Below are 15,353 nucleotides of genomic sequence, written 5' to 3' on the forward strand. Positions count from 1 at the left end.
TGCGGGAGGGGCCCGCCGCCGGGGCGGGCCCCTCCCCACTCCCGGGTGGCCGGCCGCTCAGTCCGCGTCGGGCGCCGCCTCGGCTTCCTCGACCATCTCCACCAGCTCCGCGAGCACCGCCCGGCCGCCTTCGTCGTCCGGAAACCACTCCCAGGCCGCGGCGGGCAACGACTCCCTGATCACCTTCATGATCTCCGCGCCTTGCTCGGCGGAGTAACCCCCCAGCGCGAAGAACCCGTAGCCGCCGGCGACGAACTCCCGCAGGTCCGCGGCCAGCTCCGCGTCCTCGACACGGTCGGCGACGAAGTCCAGGACCCTGCGCAGCAGACCACGCGACGGCATCCAGTCCAGGAAGTCCAGACCGGCCTTCCCCCGCGGATCGACGATGAAGTCCCCCGACACGCGCTCAGCCCAGCCGGCGAGCCGTGACGAACCGGGCCCGCCCAGTCAGGTCCGCGTGGTCCTCGACCCCCGTCAGCACCCGCCGGGCCCGCACCAGCGCCGGCACCGCCGAGCCGTGCGTGTCGTCGTGCTCGATCGCCAAGCCCCCGCCCGGCCGCAGCAACCGGGCCCCCGCCGCGATCGCGTGGCGGATCACCGCCAGGCCGCTCTCCTCCGCGAACACCGCGCGCGGCGGGTCGTGCTCCGCTACCTCCGGCGGCACCGGGGTGCCCTCCGGGACGTACGGCGGGTTGCACAGCACCAGGTCGACCAGGCCGTCCAGCTCGGCGAACATCGTCGGGTCGGCGATGTCGCCCGAGTACAGCCGGATCGGGGTGTTGCCCGCGTCCGCGTGGACGTCCGCGTTGTGGCGCGCCCAGGCCAGCGCCTGCGGGTCGACGTCCACCGCGTAGACCACCGCGTCCGGCCGGGCGTGCGCCACCGCCAGCGCCAGCGCTCCCGAGCCGGTGCACAGGTCCACCACCACCGGGAACTCGCGCCCCTGCAGGAACTTGACGCCCCATTCGAGCAGCAGCTCGGTCTCCGGCCGCGGGACGAACACCCCCGCGCCGACCGCGACCGTGATCTCCCCCAGCGCGGCCCAGCCCGTCAGGTACTGCAGCGGGATCCGCTTCGCGCGCTGCTGGACGAGCTGGCCGATGGCCTCGATGACCGGCGGATCGACCAGCGGCACCATCGGCAGCCGCCCGCGGTCGACCCCCAGCACGTGCGCCGCGATCACCTCGGCGTCGAACCGCGGCGACTCGACACCCGCCCGTTCGAGAATCCGGGTGGCCTCGATGATGGCCAGGCGCAGCGGCTGCCGATTCACTCGTCGTCCTTCACCTCGTCAAGCCTGGCACACCAGGCGGAACTCCCCCGTCAGGACACGCGCCGGTCCCACGCCGTCCAGCGTATCGAGGTCCCCTCACCCGCATGACAAACAGCCGCGAAACACGGGTCACCGCCAGAATGGATCCGCGCGGAGACGCTTCCGGCCCGCCACCGCGCGGATATCCTGGCCGGAGCGTCGCCCATGCCCGAGACGCCGACCCACCAGGGAGCGCCAGTGCCGACCGAGCCGACCACGCGCCGCCGGGTCGCGTTCATCTTCCCCATCTACAACGAGGAAGCGAACATCGACCTGCTGCACCGCACCGTCGACGAGGTCACCGCGCCCCTGGCCGGGCGGTACGACTTCAGCTTCATCTACGTCGACGACGGCAGCCGCGACGCGTCCCTGGACCGGCTCACCGAGCTGGGGGCGCGCGACGCGCGGGTCACGGTCGTCGAGCTGTCCCGCAACTTCGGCCACCAGATGGCCGTCACCGCCGGGCTCGACCTGGTCGACGCCGACGCCGCGATCATCATGGACAGCGACCTGCAGGACCCGCCGCGGGTGGCCGTCGAGCTGCTCGAGAAGTGGGAAGAGGGCTACGAGGTCGTCTACGCGCAGCGCCGGTCGCGCCGCGATTCGCCGTTCAAGCGGTTCACCGCGAGCGCGTTCTACTGGTTCCTGCAGAAGATGGCCGCCGTCGAGATCCCGAAGAACACCGGCGACTTCCGGCTGGTCGACCGCAAGGTCGTCGACGAGCTGCGCAAGTACCGCGAGCGCGACCGGTTCCTGCGCGGGCTGGTCAGCTACGTCGGGTTCCGGCAGACGGCGGTGCTGTTCGACCGCGACAAGCGCAACGCGGGCGTCACCGGCTACCCGCTGACGAAGATGCTGCGCTTCGCCGCCGACGGCATCCTCGGGTTCTCGACGACCCCGCTGCGGATGATCACGCGGATGGGGTACCTGATCTCGCTGCTGAGCTTCCTCGGCGTGCTCTACGTCGTCGGCGTGAAGCTGTTCGCGCCGGAGACCGCGGTGCCCGGCTGGGCGTTCATCACCATCGCGATGTTCTTCCTCGGCGGCATCCAGATCATCATGCTCGGCGTGCTCGGCAGCTACATCGGCCGCACGTACTCCCAGGTCCAGAACCGGCCGCTGTACACGGTGGCGTCGGTCCGGACCGGCGCCGGCGACCGGAGCGCCGCCCGATGAGGTTCGTCACGGCCACGCAGGTCCGCTTCGGGATCGTCGGCATCGGCAACACCTTGGTCGACGCGCTCGGCTACGCGCTGCTCGCGACGCTCGGCGTCCCGACGTTCGTCGCCAACTTCATTTCGACGACGGCCGGAATGCTGCTGTCGTTCACGTTGAACCGGAACTTCACGTTCCGGGCGAAGGACGGCGACATCCGGAAACAGGCGCTGCTGTTCTTCGGTGTGACGGCCTTCGGGCTCTGGGTGGTGCAGTTCTTCGTGATCTGGCTGGTCGGGCGGCTGTTCCCGGGCATCAACCTGTTGGTTCCGAAGGGCGCGGCGATCGTCGTCGGGCTGTTCTGGAACTACCTGCTCTACCACTACGTCGTGTTCCGGCACCGGCCCGTTTCGCCCGTTCCCGGTGCAGCGCCCGCCGACTCTGCGTGATCTCGTACCCTCTTCGGAGTGCGATTCCGTGAACTGCGCTTCGGCTTGGGCGTCTTCGTCCTTTCCCTGGGCGTCCTGCTGGTCCGGTTCCTCGTGCCGCGGCCGGTCGGCATGGCCGACAACGGCGACGGCTGGCGCCTGCTGTGCGACCTCGGCGGCCGGCACCCGGAGCTCAAGTCCGAGTTCTACGTGCACTTCAGCTACGGACCGGGGTCGGCCTGCAAGAGCGACTACATCTCGAGCCAGGCCTGGCTCGACTGGTTCGCGAGCAAGCTCGGCAAGGTGCTGGGCTCGTCGGCCGAGCTCAACCTGCTGGTGCTCGGCGCGATCACGTGCGTGCTGGTCGCGGCCGGTGTCGCGGCGACGGTGCTCGGCCTGGACCTGAGCCGCCGCAACCGCGTCATCGCGGCGGTGCTCCTGCTGCTCGTGATGGCCGACTCGGCGTTCTTCGGCTACTTCGCGTCGGTGCTGAGCGAAGGCGCCGGGTTCGTCGGGATGCTGCTGACGGCCGGCGGCCTGCTGCTGATGAGCCGCACGGGCGCGGCGCGGTACTGGGGCGCTGCGCTGACGGTCGGGGGCGCGCTGATCGGCATCAACGCGAAGTCGCAGACGCTGCTGCTGATCCCGCTGTTCGTGCTGGCGCTGGCGCTGCTCAAGCCGCTCGGCAAGCGCGGCTGGGCGCGGTGGCTGCTGCCGCTGGGCGTGCTGGTGGTCGTCGGCGCGGGAACGGCGGCGGTGCAGTCCCACGGCGACCCGGCCAACGCCGAGTACCGCGAAGCGAACATGTACCACGTGGTGTTCGACAGCATCGTCGACGGCAAGCACGACACGGACGCCGACCTGGCGGCGCTCGGCCTGCCGCCGACCGCGAAGAAGTTCATCGGCACGGGCTGGTGGGCGGCGCACCCGTGGACGGACGCGGACTACAACGGCTTCCGCGACAAGATCAGCCGCCGCAACGTGCTGAGCTACTACGCGGGCCACCCGCAGCGCACGCTGCAGATCCTCCAGCAGGGAGCGGTCGACACGCTGACGGCGCGCCCGTCCCGGCTGGGCAGCTTCGCGGAGTCGTCCGGGCTGCCGCAGATGGCGCAGGAGTACCGGGTCCCGGTGTTCTCCGGGCTGTCGAAGCTGGCGGCGCCGCTGGGGCTGTTCGTGCTGGTGCCGTTCTGGCTGCTGATCGGCTGGGCGGGCGTGCGCGCGTTCCGCCGCCGCCGGCGCGAGTACGGGATCGTGGTGTTCTTCCTGCTGCTGTTCGCGGTGGGGCAGTTCGGGCTGTCCGCGCTCGGCGAGGGCGTCGAGGGCGTGAAGCACCAGCTGCTGACGCTGTTCCCGACGTTCCTGGCGTTCGTGTTCGCGGTGCTCAGCCTGTTCCCGAAGCCGGCCCAGCCCGAGCCCGAGCCGGACGAGGTTCCGTACGTGGACCAGCCGACCGAGGTCTTCGACGCCTTCCGGGAGCCGGAGAAGCCGGCCCTCCGCTAAACCGCTCCGGCCTCCGGGGCGTGGGGACGGCGGTGGTCCGGGACCAGCCCGGGCACCGCTGGTTGTGGAGGCAAGATGCGGTCATTCGTGCGGAAGTTCGCCGTCGTCGCCGGTGTCGTGGTGGCGGGGGTCGTCGTGGCGCCCGTCACCCAAGCCCAGGCGGCGACGGTGGCGACCTGCCCGGGCAGTGAGGTCTCCGGGTTCCCGAAGTCCCTGAAGAACTCCCTCGGGGACCTGGCCGGCTCGCTGCACCTCTGGTACTCCAGCGCGAACGGCGGCACCAACTGCGCCAAGGTCTACGACGACATGTCCGGGTCGCACTCGATGTCGGTCAGCATCCGCCGGTCGGACCAGTCCAGCTACGTGACCGACTCGGGCACGTTCTCGACCTACGCGGGCGGCGTGGTGGTCACCGGCACCGACGGCAAGTGCATCTACGTGTCCGGCAGCCTGTCGCTGGGCAGCGGCTCGGTGAACCAGTTCCGCGGCTCGGCCGGCCCGGTCGCCTGCGGCTGATCCTCCCGGGCTGGGCCACCGGGTGGCGGCTCAGCCCGCCGAGGCGGCCAGGCGTTCCTCGCGGTCGGCCGTCGCCAGCGCGTCCAGCACGCCGTCCAGGTCGCCGTCCAGGACCTGGTCCAGGTTGTACGCCTTGTAGTTCACCCGGTGGTCCGAGATGCGGTTCTCCGGGAAGTTGTAGGTCCGGATGCGCTCCGACCGGTCGACCGTGCGGACCTGCGACTTGCGCGCGTCCGACGCCTTCGCCGCCGCCTCTTCCTCCGCGATCGCCTGGAGCCGGGCCTGCAGCACCTGCAGGGCCCGCGCGCGGTTCTGGATCTGGGACTTCTCGTTCTGGCACGACACCACGATGCCCGTCGGCAGGTGCGTGATCCGGACCGCCGAGTCGGTCGTGTTGACGCTCTGGCCGCCCGGGCCCGACGACCGGAACACGTCGATGCGCAGGTCGTTCGGGTCGATCTCGACCTCGACCTCTTCCGGCTCCGGGTAGATGAGCACCCCGGACGCCGACGTGTGGATCCGGCCCTGTGACTCCGTCGCCGGCACGCGCTGGACGCGGTGGACGCCGCCCTCGAACTTCAGCCGCGACCAGACGCCGTCGACGACCGCCGACTTCGTCTTGATCGACAGCGTCACGTCCTTGAAGCCGCCCAGGTCGGAGTCGACCGAGTCGAGGACCTCGGCCTTCCAGCCGTGGCGCTCGGCGTAGCGCAGGTACATCCGCAGCAGGTCGCCGGCGAACAGGGCCGACTCCTCGCCGCCCTCGCCGGACTTGATCTCCATCACGACGTCGGAGCCGTCGTACGGGTCACGCGGGAGCAGCAGTTCGGTGAGCTTCGACTCCAGCTCGGGGATCTTCGCGGCCAGCTCGTCGGCCTCCGCGGCGAACTCCGCGTCCTCCGCGGCCATCTCCCGGGCGGCCGCGAGGTCGTCGCGGGCGGTGTCGAGCTCGTGGACCGCGCGGACCACCGGCGTCAGCTCGGCGTAGCGGCGGCCGAGCTTGCGGGCGCGCGCCTGGTCGGCGTGCACCGCCGGGTCCGCCAGCTGCTGCTCCAGCTCCGCGTGTTCGGCGAGCAGCCCCTTGAGTGAGCTCGAATCCACCTCTGCCACCTCTCAGCCCGGGAAGAACAAGACAAAAAACGACGCCCACCCGCGCAGGCGGATGGGCGTCGTCGGAAAAGCTACTTGGCGTCGGCCTTCTTCTGGCGCTTGCCGTAGCGAGCCTCGAAGCGCGCGACCCGGCCACCGGTGTCCATGATCTTCTGCTTGCCCGTGTAGAACGGGTGGCAGTTCGAGCAGATCTCGACGTGGATGTTGCCGCTGGTCTTGGTGCTGCGCGTGGTGAAGCTGTTGCCGCAGTCGCAGTTCACTTCGGTGACCACGTACTCGGGGTGAATACCGCTCTTCATGGTGTCCTCTCTCGTTGGCTCCGGGTCCCCAGTCGTTCACGGGGTGAACCGGCGCCGGACTTCAGCGGGTAATTCTGCCAGACGGGCAGACGTGTACTGGAACGCACCCCGCTGACCAGCTATTCCGAACGTGCCGGAGGCCTCCCCGCCCGCGGCGGGGAGGCCTCCGATGAGCACGCTCAGTCGTCTTCGCCGCCGCCGAGGGCGGTCTTCGAGACCTGCATGAGGAACTCGACGTTCGTCTTCGTCTTCCGCAGCCGCGAGATCAGCAGGTCGATGGCCTGCTGCGAGTCGAGCGCGTGCAGCACCCGGCTCAGCTTCACGGTCACGGCCAGCTCGTCCGGCGACAGCAGGAGCTCGTCCTTGCGGGTACCGGACGGGTTGACGTCGACCGCCGGGAACACGCGGCGCTCGGCGATCTTCCGGTCCAGCTTGAGCTCCGCGTTACCGGTGCCCTTGAACTCCTCGAAGATGACCGTGTCCATCGTCGAGCCGGTCTCGACCATCGCCGTGGCGAAGATGGTCAGCGAGCCGCCGTTCTCGATGTTGCGCGCCGCGCCGAGGAACCGCTTCGGCGGGTACAGCGCGGTCGAGTCGACACCACCGGACAGGATCCGGCCGGACGCCGGGGCCGCCAGGTTGTACGCGCGGCCGAGGCGGGTGATCGAGTCGAGCAGCACGACGACGTCGTGGCCCATCTCGACCAGGCGCTTGGCCCGCTCGATCGACAGCTCCGCGACCGAGGTGTGGTCCGACGGCGGCCGGTCGAAGGTCGAGGCGATGACCTCGCCCTTCACCGAGCGCTGCATGTCGGTGACCTCTTCCGGACGCTCGTCGACCAGGACGACCATCAGGTGGCACTCGGGGTTGTTCGTGGAGATCGCGTTCGCGATGTCCTGCATGATCGTGGTCTTACCGGCCTTCGGCGGCGACACGATCAGGGCGCGCTGCCCCTTGCCGACCGGCATGATCAGGTCGATCACGCGGGTGGTGAGCTTGTGCGACTCGGTCTCGAGGCGCAGCCGCTCGTTCGGGTACAGCGGGGTCAGCTTGGTGAAGTCGGGACGCCGCTTGGCCTCGTCCGGCTCCAGGCCGTTGATCGAGTCGACGCGCACCAGCGGGTTGAACTTCTGCCGCTGCTGCTCGCCCTCGCGCGGCTGGCGCACGACACCGGTGATGGCGTCACCGCGGCGCAGGCCGTACTTGCGGACCAGCGACAGCGAGACGTACACGTCGTTCGGGCCGGCGAGGTAGCCGGAAGTCCGCACGAACGCGTAGTTGTCGAGCACGTCCAGGATGCCCGCCACGGGCAGCAGGACGTCGTCCTCGCGGATCTCGGTGTCCGGCGAACCGCCGTCACGCTGGCCACCACCGCTGCCGCGGCGGCGACGGTCGCGGAAGCGACGGCCGCGGCGGCCGCCTTCCTCGTCGTCGTCCGGCTGCTGGTTGCGGTTGTCCTGGCCGCCGCGGTTGCCGCCGTCCTGCTGCTGGTTGCGCTGGCGGTTGCCGTCCTGGCGGTTGCCGTCCCGGCCGCCGCCCTGGCGCTGCTGGTCGCGGTTGCCGCCACCCTGGCCCTGCTGACGGTCACCCTGCTGGCGCTCGCCCTGCTGCCGGTCACCCTGCTGACGGTCACCCTGCTGCCGGTCACCCTGCTGGCGCTCGCCGTCGGGCGAGCCGGCGGCGCGGTTCGAGCCGCGGCGACGGCGGCTGCGGCCGCCCTCCTCGGGCTGGCCGTCCTGGCCCTGCTGGCCGTCCTGCTTGTCCTGCTGCGGGCGCTCGGCCTGCGGCTGGGCGTCGGCAGGCGCGGCGGCCTCGGCCTTCGGCTCCGGCTTGCTCTCGACCGGGGCGGCGGGCGCCTCGGCCTTGGGCTCGGCCTTCGGGGCCGACGCCTTCACCGGCTCGCCGACGCCGTCCAGCGGCAGCGTCTCCGCCGTCGCACGCGGCTTGCGGGACTTGCCCTGGCGCTCGCGGATCGCGGCGATCAGGTCGCCCTTGCGCATGCCCGTCGTCTCGCCGACGCCGAGTTCCCCAGCCAGCGAACGCAGCTCGGCGACGGTCTTACCGGTCAGCCCGCCGACCGTCCGCTTGGGAGCGGGGGCGGTGCCGTTCGTCTCGGCCGTGCCGCTCACGTCGCTCAAAAGATCGGTGTTGCTCACACATGTCCTTCCTGACCGATCCACGCCTCCAGGTGGATCAGCGGACTGCCGCTCGCTTCTGATCGCGAACCGGCGTATCTGCCCCCCGATACGCGAGATGAGCTCTTCGGCCGTGCGGAACACAGCTGGAGCGCCTCCACCACAGGGGTTTGCGTCCTCCAAACGGAGGACACGGAATTCGGCACCGCCGAAACCGGAAACCCGCCTGCGTTCATCCGCGTTACCCCGCTCGCCAGGCGGTGCGGATTCGGCGGATCAACGAAGGATGCGATCCCAGAGGACCGGCATCGGGTGCGGAAACGCACGGTGATCGAACGCCCCCGAGGGTAGACCGCGGCGGTTCCGGGTGCAACAACCACCCCCCGCGTGGCGGGCGCTACGGCAGGCACGTGACCCAGCCTTTACTGAGCCGCAACCTGCACACCCGCGAGATCCACGGGCAGCTCGAAGACGTCGAAACCTTCAACGTCGACCCCCGGCGGGAGTATTCCCGTGGTGGTCAGCGCGAGCACCGTGGGACCCGCGCCGGACACCGCGGCGGCCACGCCCCGTGCACGCAGCGTCGCCACCAGCTCGCCGCTCGCCGGGTACGCCGGGGCGCGGTAGTGCTGGTGCAGGCGGTCTTCGGTGGCCGCGAGGAGCAGCTCCGGCTTCGCCGTCAGCGCGTGCACGGCGAGCGCGGCGCGGCCGGCGTTGTGCGCGGCGTCGGCGTGCGGGACGGTCGACGGCAGCAGGCCGCGCGTGGTCGCGGTGGCCGAGCGGACGGCCGGGACGGCCACGACCGGCCGGATCGCCGCGTGCGGCGCGAGGCGTTCGGCGTGGAATTCACCACCTTCGCACCAAGCCAGCACGAACCCGCCGAACAGGCTCGCGGCGGCGTTGTCGGCGTGGCCTTCGAAGCCCGCCGCGAGCTGCAGCGCGCCGGATTCGTCGAGTTTCCGGCCCGCGAGCGCGTACCCGGCGGCGACACCGGACACCACCGCGGCGGCCGACGAGCCGAGGCCGCGCGCGTGCGGGATCGCGTTGTGGCAGCGCAGGTGCAGGCCCGGCGGCTCGACGCCGAGGTACGCGCAGGTCTCGCGGATCGCGCGCACGACCAGGTGGGTCTCGTCGGTGGGGACGTCCTCGACCCCGCCCGCGCCGGCGTCGGTCACCTCGACCTTGAGACCGCCGTCGGTCACCTGCACCTCGACGACGTCGTAGAGGCCCAAAGCCATGCCGAAGGCGTCGAAGCCCGGCCCGAGGTTCGCCGTCGAAGCCGGGACGGTGACCTTGAACCCGCCGCTCACCGCAGGTCCAGCGCCGCCGCGACCGCCGAGGGGTCCACCGCGAGGGGTTCGACCTCGACGTTGCCGGCCAGGGCCGTCTGCGGGTCCTTCAGGCCGTGCCCGGTGACCGTGCAGACCACGCTGGAGCCCTTCGGGAGCCTGCCGTCGGCGGCGGTGGCGAGCAGGCCGGCCACGCTGGTGGCCGACGCCGGCTCCACGAACACGCCCTCGCGCCCGGCCAGCAGCCGGTACGCCTCGAGGATCTTCTCGTCGGTGATGGCTTCGAAGAGCCCGTCGGAGGCGTCCTTCGCCTTCACCGCGGCCGTCCACGACGCGGGGCTGCCGATCCGGATCGCCGTCGCGACCGTCTCCGGCTCCGCCACCGGCTCGCCGTGCACCAGCGGCGCCGCGCCCGCGGCCTGGAAGCCGAACATCCGCGGCGTGTTCTTCACCACACCGTCGGCGGCGTACTCCGAATACCCCGCCCAGTAGGCGGTGATGTTGCCCGCGTTGCCGACCGGCAGGCAGTGGATGTCGGGTGCTTCGCCGAGCACGTCGCAGATCTCGAACGCGGCGGTCTTCTGGCCGGCGATGCGCACCGGGTTGACCGAGTTGACCAGGGTCACCGGGTAGTCGGCCGCGGTCTTGCGGGCCAGTTCGAGGCAGTCGTCGAAGTTGCCGTCGACCTGCAGGATCCGCGCGCCGTGCAGCACGGCCTGGGCGAGCTTGCCCAGCGCGATCTTGCCCTGGGGCACCAGCACGGCGCAGGTGAGCCCGGCGCGCGCGGCGTAGGCGGCGGCCGAGGCGGAGGTGTTGCCGGTCGACGCGCAGATCACCGCCTTGAGCCCGCTGGCGAGCGCGTGCGTGATGGCCACGGTCATCCCGCGGTCCTTGAACGAGCCGGTCGGGTTGGCGCCCTCGACCTTGAGGTGCACGTCGCAGCCGGTCAGCTCCGACAGGTACCGCGCGGGCAGCAGCGGCGTGTTGCCCTCCCCGAGCGTGACGACCTGCGCCCCGTCCGGGACCGGGACGCGGTCCCGGTACGCCTCGATGAGTCCCGGCCAGGGGTGCCTGATCACTGGTCTTCGCCTTCCACCCGCATCACGCTGACAACTTCGTGGACGACGTCGAGCTTCGCGATCTCGTCCACAGTGGACTGCAGGGCCGCGTCGGGGGCCTGGTGCGTCACGACGACCAGGCTCGCGCGGTCGCCGACGTCGCTCTGCCGCACGGCCGCGATGCTCACGCCGTGCCCGGCGAACGCCTGCGCCACCTGGGCGAGCACGCCGGCGCGGTCGGCCACGGAAAGGCTTACGTGGTAACGGGTCGGCGTCTGGCCCATCGGCCGCACCGGCAGCGCCGCGTGCGCGGACTCGCGCGGGCCGCGGCCACCGGCGACGAGGTTGCGGGCCACCGCGACGAGGTCGCCGAGCACCGCGCTCGCCGTCGGCGCGCCGCCCGCGCCCTGGCCGTAGAACATCAGCTCGCCGGCGGCGTCGGCCTCGACGTAGACGGCGTTGAACGCGCCGCCGACCCCGGCCAGCTGGTGGCTGCGCGGGATCATCACCGGGTGCACGCGGGCGGAGACCGACTCGACGCCGTCGTCGTCCGCGACGCGTTCGCAGATCGCCAGCAGCTTGACCGTGCGGCCGAGCATCCGGGCCGCGGCGAGGTCGGCCGCGGTGACGTCGGCGATGCCTTCGCGGTGGACGTCCGAAGCGGTCACGCGGGTGTGGAAGGCCAGCGAGGCGAGGATCGCGGCCTTCGACGCGGCGTCGTAGCCGTCGACGTCGGCGGTCGGGTCGGCCTCGGCGTACCCGAGCCTGCTGGCCTCGTCGAGGGTCTCGGCGTAACCGGCGCCGGTCGAGTCCATCGCGGACAGGATGTAGTTCGTGGTGCCGTTGACGATGCCCATCACGCGCGTGATCCGGTCGCCCGCGAGGGATTCGCGCAGCGGGCGCAGCAGCGGGATGGCGCCGGCGACCGCGGCCTCGAAGTAGAGGTCGGCGCCCGCGGCGTCGGCCGCCTCGAACAGGTCGGCGGAGTGCTCGGCCAGCAGGGCCTTGTTCGCCGTGACGACGGACTTGCCGGCCTTCAGCGCGGCGAGCAGCCAGCCGCGCACCGGCTCGATGCCGCCGACCAGCTCGACGACGACGTCGACGTCGTCGCTGGTCACGAGCTTCTCCGCGTCGGCGGTCAGCAGCTCCGGCGGCAGCTCGGGGTGCTTGTCCGGGCGGCGGACGGCGATGCCGGCCAGCTCGACCGGCGTGCCCGCCCGCGCGGCGAGCTCGGCGGCCTGCTCGGTGAGCAGCCGGGCGACCTCACCGCCGACGGTCCCGCAGCCGAGCAGGGCGACGCGCACGGCCCGGCGTTCCTCTGGGGCAGCCACTGTGTTCAGACCTCCAGGCGCAGCATGTCGTCGGTCGTCTCGCGCCGCAGCAGCAGCCGGGAGCCGCCGTTGCGCACGGCGACCACGGCCGGGCGGGGCATCCGGTTGTACGTGCTCGCCATCGAGTAGCAGTACGCGCCGGTCGCCGCGACCGCCAGCAGGTCGCCGGGAGCCAGCGTGTCGGGCAGCCAGCAGTCTCGTACGACGATGTCGCCGGACTCACAGTGTTTTCCCACGACCCGGGACAACACGGCCTGCACCGGCTGCTCGTTGTCGCCCGCGGAACGGGAAACCACCCGGACGTCGTACACGGCGTCGTAGAGCGCGGTGCGGATGTTGTCGCTCATCCCGCCGTCGACGCTGACGTACCGCCGCGCCGACTCGTCGCCGAGCGAGACGTCCTTGATGGTGCCGACCTCGTAGAGCGTGATCGTGCCCGGCCCGGCGATCGCGCGGCCCGGCTCGCCGGCGATCCGCGGCACCGGCAGGCCCGCGTACGCGCACTCCTTGCGGACGATCTCGCGGATCTGCGTGATCATCTGCGCGGGCGGCGGCGGGTTGTCCTTCTCGGTGTAGGCGATGCCGAAGCCGCCGCCGAGGTCGACCAGGCTCAGCTGGTCGAGCAGCTCGGGGCCGTGCTCCTTGGCCAGGTCGGCGAGCAGCCCGACGACGCGGCGGGCGGCGACCTCGAAGCCGTCGGCGTCGAAGATCTGCGAGCCGATGTGGCTGTGCAGGCCGACGAGCTTGAGCGAGCGCGCGTTGAGCACCCGGCGGACCGCCTCGGCGGCGTCGCCGCTCGCGAGGGAGAAGCCGAACTTCTGGTCCTCGTGGGCGGTGGCGATGAACTCGTGGGTGTGCGCCTCGACGCCGACGGTGACCCGGATGAGCACCGGCTGCACGACGTCGTGGCGAGCGGCGATGTCGGCCAGCCGGGCGATCTCGAAGTAGGAGTCGAGCACGACCGTGCCGACCCCGGCGACGACCGCGGCTTCCAGCTCCGCGGGCGACTTGTTGTTGCCGTGGAAGGTGATCCGCTCGGCCGGGAAGTCCGCGCGCTGCGCCACGGCGAGCTCGCCGCCGCTGCAGACGTCGAGGCTCAGTCCCTGCTCGGCCACCCAGCGGGCGACCTCGATGGAGAGGAACGCCTTCGACGCGTAGTGCACCAGCGACGGGTCGTCGAACGCCTCGGCGTAGTCCGCGCAACGGGACTTGAAGTCGGCCTCGTCGACCACGAACAGGGGCGTGCCGTGCTTCTCGGCGAGCTCGCGGACGTCGACCCCGGCGATCCGCACGACGCCGTCGGCGGCGCGGAAGGTGTTGCGGGGCCACACCTTCGCGGGGAGCTTGTCGAGCTCCTCGGCCCCCGACGGCTGGAGCCCGGAGGTGTCGGCGTGGGGGTAGACGTCGGCGTGCCTGGGGCCCGCGGGGTGCGCCATTTCTTACATCCGTTCCGGAGCGGAGACACCGAGGAGCGCGAGGCCGTTCGCCAGCACCTGGCGGGCGGCTTCGCAGAGCGCGAGCCGGGCGTACGTCAGAGGGGTCGCCTCTTCGTCGCCCTGGGGCAGCACGCGGCCCACGGTGTAGAACTTGTGGTAGGCGCCCGCGAGTTCTTCGAGGTAGCGCGCGATCCGGTGCGGCTCCCGCATTTCGGCGGCGCGGCGCACGGTTTCCGGGAACTCGCCGATCGTGCGGATCAGGTCGCCCTCGGCGGGCAGCGTGAGCAGTCCGAAGTCGACGTCCGAAGTGGACTTCAGACCGAGATCGGCCGCGTTGCGCTGCAGGGACGCCAGCCGCGCGTGGGCGTACTGGACGTAGTAGACGGGGTTGTCGTTGGAGTGCTTGCGCAGCAGGTCCAGGTCGACGTCCAAAGTGGAGTCCACGGAGTAGCGGATCAGCTCGTAGCGGGCCGGGTCGACGCCGACGGCCTCGACGAGGTCCTCCATGGTGATCACGGTGCCCGCGCGCTTGGACATCCGGACCGGCTTGCCGTCGCTGACCAGGTTGACCATCTGGCCGATCAGCACCTCGACCGTCGCCGGGTCGTCGCCGAACGCGGCGGCCGCGGCCTTGAGCCGGGCGATGTAGCCGTGGTGGTCCGCGCCGAGCATGTAGATGCACAGGTCGAAGCCGCGGTTGCGCTTGTCCTTGAAGTAGGCGAGGTCGCCGGCGATGTAGGCCGGGTTGCCGTCCTGCTTGATGACGACGCGGTCCTTGTCGTCGCCGTACTCCTTCGACTTGAGCCACCAGGCGCCGTCTTCGAAGTACAGGTTCCCGGAGTCCTTCAGCTCCTGGACGGCCGCGTCGACCGCGCCCGACTCGTGCAGCGAGTTCTCGTGGAAGTAGACGTCGAAGTCGGTGCCGAACTCGTGCAGGCTGGACTTGATCTCGCCGAACATCAGCTCGATGCCGATCCGGCGGAACGTCTCGTGGCGCTGCTCCTCCGGCAGCGACAGCGCGCTCGGCTCCTGCTTGAGGACGTTGGCGGCGATGTCGTTGATGTAGCCGCCCGCGTAGCCGTCCTCCGGCGCGGGCTCGCCCTTCGCGGCGGCGATCAGCGACCGGACGAACCGGTCGATCTGGGCACCGGCGTCGTTGAAGTAGTACTCGCGTGTGACGTCGCCGCCCTGCGCGGCCAGCACGCGGCCCAGCGCGTCGCCGACCGCGGCCCAGCGGGTGCCGCCCAGGTGGATCGGGCCGGTCGGGTTCGCCGAGACGAACTCGAGGTTGATCTTGGTGCCGGCCAGCGCGTCGCCGCGGCCGTACGCGGCGCCGGCGTCGAGGACCTGGCGCACGATGTCGCCCTGCGCGGCGGCGGCGAGCCGGAAGTTGAGGAAGCCGGGGCCCGCCACCTCGGCCGAGGCGACGCCGTCGTCCGCCGAGACGGCCTCGGCGAGCGCTTCGGCGAACTCGCGCGGCTTCAGCCCGGCCTTCTTGGCCACCTGCAGCGCCAGGTTCGTCGCGTAGTCGCCGTGGTCGGGGTTGCGCGGGCGTTCGATGGTCACCTGCTCGGGCAGCACGGTGTCGTCGATGCCGCGTGCGGTCAGTACCTGCACGGCGGAGCTGCGGACCAGGTCGGCGAGAGCGGCGGGAGTCACTTGCCGAATTCTAGGTGTGCCCAGGTGGGACGCTTTCATCGGTCTCGGTGACGTCACGGCGGGCATCCGTGTGAGGCGTTAACGGTGATCAGACGCACGGTCTCTACACTGGCCCGGGCGGG

Annotated in this window: 14 protein-coding genes; 4 read left to right on the forward strand and 10 right to left on the reverse strand. The window is 71.2% G+C overall.

The window, feature by feature from the left end; genetic code table 11:
- Positions 1-57: 57 nt before the first annotated feature.
- Together AB0J40_RS15600 and prmC are read right to left on the reverse strand one after the other, a co-directional pair.
- Entirely contained in the window at positions 58-402 is a 345-nt protein-coding gene (locus AB0J40_RS15600; RefSeq protein ID WP_364452831.1) for a hypothetical protein, read from the reverse strand.
- 4 nt (positions 403-406) lie between these two features.
- Positions 407-1,273 (reverse strand): peptide chain release factor N(5)-glutamine methyltransferase, encoded by an 867-nt coding sequence (gene prmC / locus AB0J40_RS15605; RefSeq protein ID WP_364452832.1) that lies wholly within the window; start codon positions 1,271-1,273, stop codon positions 407-409.
- 237 nt (positions 1,274-1,510) lie between these two features.
- On the opposite strand from prmC, the gene AB0J40_RS15610 reads away from it, so the two are divergent.
- The 4 genes from AB0J40_RS15610 (at position 1,511) to AB0J40_RS15625 (ending at position 4,914) form a co-directional block, all read left to right on the forward strand.
- Entirely contained in the window at positions 1,511-2,488 is a 978-nt protein-coding gene (locus AB0J40_RS15610; protein ID WP_364452834.1) for a glycosyltransferase family 2 protein, read from the forward strand.
- Positions 2,485-2,916: a GtrA family protein gene (locus tag AB0J40_RS15615; protein WP_364452837.1), complete on the forward strand. Its 432-nt coding sequence runs from the start codon at positions 2,485-2,487 to the stop codon at positions 2,914-2,916. Before AB0J40_RS15610 ends, AB0J40_RS15615 begins: the two co-directional genes overlap by 4 nt.
- A gap of 18 nt (positions 2,917-2,934) precedes the next feature.
- Entirely contained in the window at positions 2,935-4,398 is a 1,464-nt protein-coding gene (locus AB0J40_RS15620) for a hypothetical protein (protein ID WP_364452839.1), read from the forward strand.
- 75 nt (positions 4,399-4,473) lie between these two features.
- Entirely contained in the window at positions 4,474-4,914 is a 441-nt protein-coding gene (locus AB0J40_RS15625) for a hypothetical protein (RefSeq protein ID WP_364452841.1), read from the forward strand.
- Positions 4,915-4,944: 30 nt separating this feature from the next.
- Here AB0J40_RS15625 and prfA read toward each other — a convergent pair whose 3' ends face one another.
- From prfA to argS, 8 genes are all read right to left on the reverse strand, one after another.
- Positions 4,945-6,015: a peptide chain release factor 1 gene (gene prfA, locus AB0J40_RS15630; protein ID WP_364452844.1), complete on the reverse strand. Its 1,071-nt coding sequence runs from the start codon at positions 6,013-6,015 to the stop codon at positions 4,945-4,947.
- A gap of 80 nt (positions 6,016-6,095) precedes the next feature.
- Positions 6,096-6,323, reverse strand: coding sequence for a 50S ribosomal protein L31 (rpmE, locus tag AB0J40_RS15635; RefSeq protein ID WP_176175187.1), 228 nt, complete (start codon positions 6,321-6,323; stop codon positions 6,096-6,098).
- A gap of 179 nt (positions 6,324-6,502) precedes the next feature.
- Positions 6,503-8,479 (reverse strand): transcription termination factor Rho, encoded by a 1,977-nt coding sequence (gene rho, locus AB0J40_RS15640; RefSeq protein WP_364452847.1) that lies wholly within the window; start codon positions 8,477-8,479, stop codon positions 6,503-6,505.
- A gap of 401 nt (positions 8,480-8,880) precedes the next feature.
- The gene (gene thrB, locus AB0J40_RS15645) at positions 8,881-9,768 is read right to left on the reverse strand and encodes a homoserine kinase (protein ID WP_364452850.1); all 888 of its coding nucleotides are present in this window, start codon (positions 9,766-9,768) and stop codon (positions 8,881-8,883) included.
- Positions 9,765-10,826, reverse strand: coding sequence for a threonine synthase (thrC, locus tag AB0J40_RS15650; protein ID WP_364452853.1), 1,062 nt, complete (start codon positions 10,824-10,826; stop codon positions 9,765-9,767). Before thrC ends, thrB begins: the two co-directional genes overlap by 4 nt.
- Complete coding sequence (locus tag AB0J40_RS15655) at positions 10,823-12,145, reverse strand: homoserine dehydrogenase (protein WP_364453668.1); 1,323 nt, start codon at positions 12,143-12,145, stop codon at positions 10,823-10,825. The genes thrC and AB0J40_RS15655 overlap by 4 nt, the downstream gene beginning before the upstream one ends.
- Entirely contained in the window at positions 12,142-13,572 is a 1,431-nt protein-coding gene (lysA, locus tag AB0J40_RS15660; RefSeq protein ID WP_364452856.1) for a diaminopimelate decarboxylase, read from the reverse strand. Before lysA ends, AB0J40_RS15655 begins: the two co-directional genes overlap by 4 nt.
- Before the next feature lie 3 nt (positions 13,573-13,575).
- Positions 13,576-15,231 (reverse strand): arginine--tRNA ligase, encoded by a 1,656-nt coding sequence (argS, locus tag AB0J40_RS15665; RefSeq protein WP_364452858.1) that lies wholly within the window; start codon positions 15,229-15,231, stop codon positions 13,576-13,578.
- Positions 15,232-15,353: the final 122 nt, after the last annotated feature.

The organism is Amycolatopsis sp. NPDC049691 (assembly GCF_040675005.1).
GTDB lineage: Bacteria > Actinomycetota > Actinomycetes > Mycobacteriales > Pseudonocardiaceae > Amycolatopsis.

Coding starts and splice junctions, on each gene's coding strand:
- AB0J40_RS15615 (WP_364452837.1), top strand. CDS start 2,485: ATGAGGTTCGTCACGGCCACGCAGGTCCGCTTCGGGATCGTCGGCATC.
- AB0J40_RS15625 (WP_364452841.1), top strand. CDS start 4,474: ATGCGGTCATTCGTGCGGAAGTTCGCCGTCGTCGCCGGTGTCGTGGTG.
- rpmE (WP_176175187.1), bottom strand. CDS start 6,323: ATGAAGAGCGGTATTCACCCCGAGTACGTGGTCACCGAAGTGAACTGC.
- lysA (WP_364452856.1), bottom strand. CDS start 13,572: ATGGCGCACCCCGCGGGCCCCAGGCACGCCGACGTCTACCCCCACGCC.